The sequence below is a fragment of the Kocuria sp. CPCC 205235 genome (assembly GCF_040980905.1).
Classification (GTDB): domain Bacteria; phylum Actinomycetota; class Actinomycetes; order Actinomycetales; family Micrococcaceae; genus Kocuria; species Kocuria carniphila.
The window spans coordinates 129,798-138,140 of the sequence record NZ_JAVKPR010000008.1; the positions used below are offsets into that span (position 1 = coordinate 129,798).

At 65.1% G+C, this 8,343-nt stretch carries 6 protein-coding genes and 1 riboswitch; of the genes, 2 read left to right on the top strand and 4 right to left on the bottom strand.

Annotation, left to right across the window (positions count from 1 at the left end; all coding sequences use genetic code 11):
• Positions 1 to 147 precede the first annotated feature (147 nt).
• Positions 148 to 1,440 (bottom strand): MFS transporter, encoded by a 1,293-nt coding sequence (locus tag RF638_RS07950; RefSeq protein WP_368841719.1) that lies wholly within the window; start codon positions 1,438 to 1,440, stop codon positions 148 to 150.
• 36 nt (positions 1,441 to 1,476) lie between these two features.
• Positions 1,477 to 2,241 carry an acireductone synthase gene (gene mtnC, locus RF638_RS07955; protein WP_368841720.1) on the bottom strand — a complete coding sequence of 255 codons (765 nt, stop codon included), beginning with the start codon at positions 2,239 to 2,241 and terminating at the stop codon, positions 1,477 to 1,479.
• Positions 2,242 to 2,438: 197 nt separating this feature from the next.
• A riboswitch (SAM riboswitch) is annotated at positions 2,439 to 2,557 on the top strand.
• A 47-nt stretch (positions 2,558 to 2,604) separates the two neighbouring features.
• On the opposite strand from mtnC, the gene RF638_RS07960 reads away from it, so the two are divergent.
• Positions 2,605 to 3,984, top strand: coding sequence for an MFS transporter (locus tag RF638_RS07960; protein WP_368841721.1), 1,380 nt, complete (start codon positions 2,605 to 2,607; stop codon positions 3,982 to 3,984).
• A gap of 48 nt (positions 3,985 to 4,032) precedes the next feature.
• Positions 4,033 to 5,412, top strand: coding sequence for an NtaA/DmoA family FMN-dependent monooxygenase (locus tag RF638_RS07965; RefSeq protein ID WP_368841722.1), 1,380 nt, complete (start codon positions 4,033 to 4,035; stop codon positions 5,410 to 5,412).
• Between the two features lie 81 nt (positions 5,413 to 5,493).
• Here the strand turns inward: RF638_RS07965 and RF638_RS07970 are convergent, their stop codons facing one another.
• Positions 5,494 to 7,194 carry a cytosine permease gene (locus RF638_RS07970; protein ID WP_254049382.1) on the bottom strand — a complete coding sequence of 567 codons (1,701 nt, stop codon included), beginning with the start codon at positions 7,192 to 7,194 and terminating at the stop codon, positions 5,494 to 5,496.
• 282 nt (positions 7,195 to 7,476) lie between these two features.
• Positions 7,477 to 8,343 (bottom strand): Dyp-type peroxidase (locus RF638_RS07975; RefSeq protein WP_368841723.1); only part of this gene is annotated, 867 nt, incomplete at its 5' end.

Sequence of the window (8,343 nt, forward strand, 5' to 3'; positions counted from 1 at the left end):
GCCCGCCACGGGATGACCCGGGAAGGCCCCCGGGGCAGCACCGGAAGAACCCAGAAACGGCGACGTCGCCCGGCCGAGGGGACCGAGCGACGTCGTCGTGACTGTGAAGTGCCGACCGCGAGGTCGTGACTGTGAAGGAGCGCGTGGTTATGAGGTGTAGCGGCCCGGCTTGCCCAGCAGCACGCCCACCACCGAGATCACGCAGCACGCCATGAGGAAGAGTGCTGCGGCCCAGGTCTGTCCGCCGGCGGCGGTGATCAGGGTGGCCGCGATGAGCGGGGTGAATCCCGCCACGATGGCACCGTTGGCCTCACGTGCCAGGGCGATGCCGCTGAAGCGTTCGGCGGCGGGGAACAAGCCCGCCAGGTAGGCGCCCTGGGAACCGGAGGTGCAAGCGATCACCGCACCGTAGCCCACGGAAATGGCGACGGTCGCAGCCATCGCGCTGCCCGAGGACAGCGCCGCGAACAGCGGGAACGCACCCACCGCACCCAGCAGCGAGCCGAAGGCCAACACCTTATGGGCACCGAACCGGTCGGCGGCCAAGCCACCCAGCGGGGTGGCCAGCACGCCGCACACGGATCCGATGATCACCGCGGTCAACGCCGATCCCCGATCCATGCCCACGGCCGGTGAGGTCATGAAGGACAGGGAGAACACGGCCAGGATGTAGTTGAGCGCGTTGTGCCCGGTGATCGCGAAGAACCCCACGACCACCGCGCGCCAGTGCTCGCGTATCAGGGCCACCACGGGCACCCTGCGGCGTTCCCCACGCTGTTTGGCGGCGTGGAGCGCGGCCAGGTATTCGGGGCTCTCCTCAAGCTTGACGCGGATGAAGATGGCCAGGGCGAACAGCACCGCCGAGGCCAGGAACGGCAAGCGCCACGCCCAATCCAACAGCACCTGATCACCCAGAGACGCCGTCCACAGAAACGCGCCGGTGGCCAGCACAATGCCGGCCGGGGGCGCGGCGAGCACGAGCGACGTCATCAGTCCACGACGCCGCGGCGGGGCGAACTCCGCAACCAGGGTCATGGCCCCGGCCAACTCGGCACCGGCCCCCATGCCCTGCAGCAGACGCAGGAGCACCAGGAACACCGGGGCGGCCACGCCGATCGCGGCGTAGGTGGGCAACAGGCCGATGCCCACCGTGGCCACGCCCATCAGAATCACGGTGAGCAACATGGCCGGGCGGCGACCGTAGCGGTCCCCCAGGTGACCGACCAGCACACCACCCAGCGGGCGCGCCACGAAGCCCACCGCGAAGGTCGCGAACGCGGCCAAGGAAGCACCGGAGTCCATTCCCGCGAAGAAGAGCGGGCCAATGATCAGCCCGGCGGCCGTGCCGTACAAGGCGTAGTCATACCACTCGATGAGTGTTCCGGCCACGGCAGCGAAAAGTGCGCGCCCGGCCCCGGGGCGCATGGTGGTCTTGTTCACGGTGAAAGCTATCCCGTCTGAAATCTCCCGATCGCGCTAGCGGGACGCATAGCGACGGATGAACCGTACCTGATTCAAGCGCTGGATCTCGGGATGATCCCCCACGCCGGCGTCGTAGAACTGGTCACCGGGGCGGCGCACTCCCACGGTGTTCCACCCGGCTTGACGGGCTGCGTCCAGGGCCTCCACCTGGTCGGAGAAGAACAAGAACTTCTCACGCGGTTTGCCCAGCGCCTCGGCCACGTCGTGGGTGATGTTACGGAACGAACTCACCTCGTGTTTGGCGCCGGCCGATTCCAGGGAGAAGTGTCCCTTGATCAGTGGAATCAGGTTGCCCTCGGGCGAATGGCTGAACCAGGCACGTTGGGCGGGCAACGTGCCGTTGGAGAAGATGAACACCGGAATCGACTGCTCGGACCAGGTCCGCAAGGCGGGAATCGCGTCCTCGAAGAACGGCGAGACGAACTCCCCGGCGGCGAAGCCCTCCTGCCAGATCAACGCGTGCATCGTGCGCAGCGGGGCCGGCATCTGACCCTCATCCATCCAGGCTTCCAGCACACCGGTGAGATCCTCGGCGGTGGCCGAACTGTCCAGGCCGGCCAAATCGATGATCTGTCGGCGAGCGCGGGCGACCTCAGGTTTGTGGGAATACTCCTCGAAATAGCCGGTGAAGCGTTTACGGGAATAGGGGTAGAGCTCATCCCGGACGTACCACGTGGAGGAGAGGGTACCTTCGATGTCGACCACGATGACCTCGGGTCGGTCGAGCACCAGTGCATTGGCGGCGGCGGGCTCAGGCATGGTCGGCTCCCTGTGTTCTTTCGACAACGGTGTCTGCCCCGGCAACCCGGGGAATAGGCCCATTCTAGGCACCGGGGACGGGCGGAAACAGGAGGACGCACCCCTCGCGAGCCATCCCGAGAGGCATCCTCGGGGCGGTCACAAATCTTCATCATTTGTGGTGCTCAACGATCGTGTGGTTAGGTTCACGCGACAAGAATCACGAGTTCCGGTGCGAAGCCCTGGCTGGCCGGACGGCAACCCTCAGACGCTGTCGTGGGGTGCCCCAGGTGATGATTCGGCCCGTGATCAGTACCGGTACGGGCAAGGACGGCGTCCGGCTCACCAAACATTCTTCCGTGGCGCCCCGTCATGAGGAGTGTCATGGCCCCCGCCACCGCCCCGGTGCCCACGGTCACCGATTCATCATCAGCCCAGCGGACCCAACCCGCCACGGATCACGCGCTCGCGAGCGTGGGATCCGCAGTGCGTGACAAGAAGCGCGTGCTCGCCGCGTCCTTCGTGGGCACGACCATCGAATGGTACGACTTCTACCTCTACGGTGCCGCCGCAGCCCTGGTGTTCAGTCACTATTTCTTCCCGCAGGGTTCGGGCGTGGGCTCGATCATTGCCTCGTTCGCGACCTTCGCCATTGCGTTCTTCTTCCGGCCCCTGGGCGGCATCATTGCCGGGCACCTGGGTGACCGGATCGGCCGCAAGGCCCTGTTGGTCGCGTCCCTGTTGATCATGGGCGTGGCCACCACGGTGATCGGGCTGCTGCCGGGCTTCTCGCAGATCGGCTGGTTCGCCGTGGCCCTGCTCGTTGCCTGCCGCATTGCCCAAGGGTTGTCCGCCGGCATGGAGTGGGGAGGTTCCGCGGTGCTCTCCGTGGAACACGCACCCAAGGGGTTGCGCGGACTGTTCGGTTCCTTCACGCAGGTGGGTTCGGCGGCCGGCATGCTCTTGGCCACCGCGTTCTTCGCGATCATGCAGGGCGTCACCACCGCCGAGCAGTTCCAGGCGTGGGGCTGGCGCGTACCCTTCCTGTTCTCCGCAGTGCTCGTGATCATCGGCCTGATCATCCGCGCCGGCATCGAGGACGCCGAGGAGTTCCAAGAGGTCAAGCGCGAAAAGGCCGCCGCGACGTCGCCCGTGCGTGAGGTGCTCACCCAGCACACCCGCGGCGTGATCGTCTGCATCGGTCAACGCATGATCCAGCCGGCCATCTTCTCCATCCTCACCGTCTACACGCTCACCTACGTGACGCAGCAGCGCGGCGCGAGTCAGTGGGTCATGATCTCCATCCTGATCGCCGCCGCCGTGGGCCTGGTGGGCGGCCCGTTCTGGGGCTGGCTCTCCGACCGCGTGGGACGCCGCCGCATCTCCATCATTGCCGCGGCCGCCATCGGCGTGTTCGTGTGGCCCTACTTCTACTACCTGGACCACGGGCCGCTGGCCTTGCTGCCGCTGGTGTACCTGATCGGCATGGCCGTGCTGCATGACAGCATCTACGGCCCTCAGGCCGCTCTGTTCGCCGAGCAGTTCCCCACCCACCTGCGCTACTCCGGGGTGTCCCTGGGTTACCAGGTGGGCACCATTCTCTCCGGCGGTCTGACCCCCATGATCGCCGCGTGGCTCGTGGCCACCGGCGGCTCTCCGTGGCTGCTGTGCGGCTACTTGAGCCTGCTGGCCGTGATCTCCGTGGTCACCGGCCGCATGGCCAAGGACACCGTGACCGACGCGCCCGAGAACGCTCAGTACTGACTCGGCACCACCCGCACACGCCCCAGTACCAACCCGAAAGGACCCCTTTTGCCCCGCTCCTTGCTGCTCAATGCCTTCGAAATGCCCGTGCCCGTCCACCAGTCCCCCGGACTGTGGCGCCATCCCGAGGACCAGTCGCGCAACTACGCGCAGCTGTCCCACTGGGAGCGGGAGGCCCAGATCATCGAGAACGCGGGCTTCCACGGCCTGTTCCTGGCCGACGTTCTGGGGCTTTACGACGTGTACGGCGGCTCCGCGGACGCCGCCCTGCGCGGCGGCGTTCAGGTCCCCCAGTTGGATCCACTGATCCTGGCACCGTTGCTGGCCAAAGCCACCAGCACCCTCAACATCGGTGTCACGGCGTCCGTCACCTACGCGGCTCCCTATGACCTGGCCCGCCGCTTCTCCACCCTGGACGCCCTCACCGACGGGCGGATCGCGTGGAACGTAGTGACCTCCTACCAGGAGTCGGCGGCACGCAATCTGGGCCTGGGTCAGCAGCTGCCCCACGACCAGCGTTACGACCGCGCCGATGAATACATGGACGTGGTCTACTCGCTGTGGGAGGGCTCTTACGCGGACGATGCCTATGCCGCGGACGCCGCGAGCGGCGTCGTCGTGGATCCCGAGAAGGTCAAGGGCGCGGGGCATTCCGGCGAGTACTTCGACGTCCAGGCACCCGCTCTGGTCGCACCCACCCCGCAGCGCACGCCGTTCCTGTTCCAGGCCGGTGCCTCCCCGCGCGGGCTGAAGTTCGCGGCCAAACACGCGGAGGCCGTGTTCTTCTCCGGGCCCACTCCCGAGCAGGTCGCCAAGTGGACGGCCGGTCTGCGCAAGGCCGCCGCCGAGTACGGCCGCGACCCCCGCTCGATCAAGGTCTTCACCAACGCCGCGGTGGTCGTGGCCGAGACCTCCGAGGCCGCCCGCGAGCGCCTCGAGTCATACAAGCAGTACGTGGACGTCGACGCCGCGCTCGCCCTGTTCGCCGGCTGGACCGGAGTAGACCTGTCCAGCGCGGACCCGGATGCCCCGCTCGAGCACGTAGAGACGGACGCCAATCGGTCGGCGCTGGCCTCGTTTACCAAGATGGATTCCGAGGGCGCGTGGACCCCGCGCCGAGTCGCCGATTTCGTGGCCATCGACGGCCGCGGCCCCGTGATCGTGGGCTCCCCCGAGGAAGTCGCCGACGAGCTCCAGCGCTGGGTCGAGGTCGCGGACCTGGACGGCTTCAACATCAATGCATGCGTGCGTCCGGCCGACTTCGAGCGCTTCGGCCGGTTCGTCACGCCCGTTCTGCGCGAACGTGGCGTACTGACCGCCGACGACGTCGCTTCCGCCACCTCCCGCACGGCCCGCGAGGTCTTCGGCGGGGCCGGACCCCGTTTGCGCGAGGACCACACGGGAGCGAAGTTCCGGTTCGAGAGCTAAGACCGCCGCGTTGTCAGTAGAAGATCCCCCGGGCACGTGACGTGTCCGGGGGATCTTTTTGTTTTGTATCAGCTCGCGCAATCAACGTTGCGCGGGCAGCACGTACTTCCCCGTTTTGTCGGTGGCCAGCGCCAGGGACGAGATGTACTGCTTGGATCCGTCCGGAGCCAGTTCATTGGAGAGCAGCATGTCCGGGCGCTCAAACTCCATCCCGGTCACATGACAGGTAAGTGTCACGTCCGAGGGGTTGCCGTCCGCATCAACCATGGGCAGGTCGATTCCGTCATCCACGCGCCGCAGGTAGTACCGCCCCTGAGTCAGCACAGCCATGACGGGTGTGACGATCATGGCGATCAGGACCGCGAAGATCGGCGAATACGGTGCCACCGCCGGACCGAAAGCGCCGAAGAACATAGCGATGGAAATACCCGCCGAGAGCGCCAACGACGTCACGCCCACTGGATTCCAGTTGTAGAGCATTCCTCGACGGAACTCGGGGTACTTGGGTGAAAGTTTGAGGATGTACTTGTTGACCACGATGTCAGTGGCCACCGTGACGATCCAGGCCATGGCGCAGTTGGCGTAGAAGCCCAAGATGGTGTTGAGGAAGTCGAACATGTTCAGTTCCATCAGTGCCAGGGCGATGGCCAAGTTGACCACCACGAAGACCATGCGACCGGGGTAGGTGCGGGTCACCCGGGTGAACGAGTTGGTCCACGCCAGAGATCCTGAGTACGCGTTGGTCACGTTGATCTTCACCTGAGAGATGACCACCAGGATCACCGCCAGGGTCATGGCCAGCCACGCGGGCATCATCTCCCGGTAGACGCCCAAGAACTGGTGGACCGGTTCATTGGCGGTCGCAGAGGCTGCCGGGTCCAATGTCGCAATCAAATACACCGTGATGAACAGACCGGTGATCTGCTTGATCGCGCCGAAGATCACCCAACCGGGGCCGGCCAGAATGACGGCGCGCCACCAGGCCACACGGTTCTCATCGGTCTTGGGTGGCATGAATCGCAAGTAGTCGATCTGTTCGGCGATCTGAGCGATCAGTGACAGGCACACGCCGGCGGCCAACATGACTGAGGCGAAGCTCACCCCGGCACCCGCGCCTGATTCACCCTGATACGCGAAGAAACTACCCACGGAATCGGGATTGGCCAGGACCAGATATCCCACGGGGATCACCATGAGCACGAGCCACAGCGGGGTGGTCCAGACCTGCAGCGTGGCCAAGGTTTTCATCCCGTAGATGACCAGGGGGATGATCAGCAGGGTCGACAGCGCATAGCCGATGGGTTTGGGGATACCCAGCCCAAGTTCCAGGCCCTGAGCCATGATGGAACCTTCGAGGGCAAAGAAAATGAACGTAAAGGTCGCAAAGATCACGTTGGTGATCACGGACCCGTGGTACCCGAATCCCGAACCGCGGGTAATCAGGTCCAGGTCAATGTTGTACCGAGCCGCGTAGTACGCCAGGGGCAACCCGGTGACAAAGATGATGAACGCGGCAACGGTAATACCCAGCAATGCATTGGTGGTTCCGTGCGCGATTCCGACATTGGCGCCAATGGAGAAGTCCGCCAAATAGGCAATCCCACCGAGTGCGCTCGTGGCGACCACACCCGCGCCCCATTTCCGGTAGGAACGCGGTGCAAACCGAAGCGTGTAATCCTCCAGACTCTCGCGAGTGGCCGCTCGCGCGTCCGCGTTGGTGCCTGGTGAGACGGTAGTTGTCGATCCTTCGTGGTCCGGACGTGTCCGAGTATCTAACGACATGTGTTCGATCTTTCTTCTGGGCAGCTCCGAGAGCTGAAAGATGCGTGATGATCCGGTGGAAGGCTCTGTGTATGACCAGCTACGAATCCATGGGAGGCCGGTTCGTGTTGTGCATCCAACCGGCGACCCCAGAAGAACTATGGCCCCGAATTATTTCGGGAATGTTTTCGATCGACGACACTTCTGTGTCGGGGAAAGCCATTCGTGTAACGATTGAAAGAAGGGTCGCCGCCGATTCATCGGCAGCGACCCTTCGACAGTCACCTCGCACTCGCGAGAGCATCACACGGCTTGAGCTCGTCCCTCAAACAACTGCTGCCCCACGTACGCCCCGGGCTCGTTCGGAATCCCGGGCGGCACGGCGAACAGCCCGGACCCAGTGTGGCGCAGGTACTCGCTCAGCGCGTCCTGACGGGCCAGTTTGTTCTGGATCGGCACGTATCCGGTGCGCGGGTCGTTGACCATCGCGATAAAGAACAGCCCCGCGTCCATATTGCCCAACCGGTCCGTGCCGTCCGCGTAGTTGTAGCCGCGGCGCAGCATCTGCACACCGTTGTTGGTTTCCGGGTGGGCCAAGCGCACGTGGAAATCCTTGGGGATGATCGGTTGATTTCCCGCACCCTGCATGCCGAAGTCCGGCGCGGTGAACTCCTCGCCGCCGGACAGCGGTGCGCCCGTGCCCTTGGTGCGGCCGATGATGTTCTCCTGGCCCATCAGTGATTCGCGGTCCCAGGTTTCCATGATCATGCGGATGCGCCGGGCCACTAGGTAGGTGCCGCCGTCCATCCAGGTGCCGTCGCGGACCCATAGGTGATCGTTGAGCAGCTCCGGGTCCTCGGCCTTCAGGTTGGCCGTGCCGTCCTTGAATCCGAACAGATTGCGCGGGGTGTTCTGACTCTTGGAGGTGGACGAGGTCCGTCCGAAACCCAGTTGCATCCACCGCGTGGACACGATCCCGAAGCCCATGCGCACCAGATTATGCACGGCGTGGACGGCCACCTGCGGATCGTCGGCGCACGCCTGAATGCACAGGTCTCCCCCGGTCCGCGCCGGGTCCAGGGTGTCACCCGGGAAATGCGGCTCTTCGCAGCTGAGAGGGTAGCTGCGGGGCGTGGGCCGGGCGCGTCGGTGCCGGGATAGACGCCGAGG

What these genes read in the sequence shown, in the direction of transcription:
- mtnC (WP_368841720.1), bottom strand. Translation starts at nt 2,241, where the DNA reads ATGCCTGAGCCCGCCGCCGCCAATGCACTGGTGCTCGACCGACCCGAG.
- RF638_RS07960 (WP_368841721.1), top strand. Translation starts at nt 2,605, where the DNA reads ATGGCCCCCGCCACCGCCCCGGTGCCCACGGTCACCGATTCATCATCA.
- RF638_RS07970 (WP_254049382.1), bottom strand. Translation starts at nt 7,194, where the DNA reads ATGTCGTTAGATACTCGGACACGTCCGGACCACGAAGGATCGACAACT.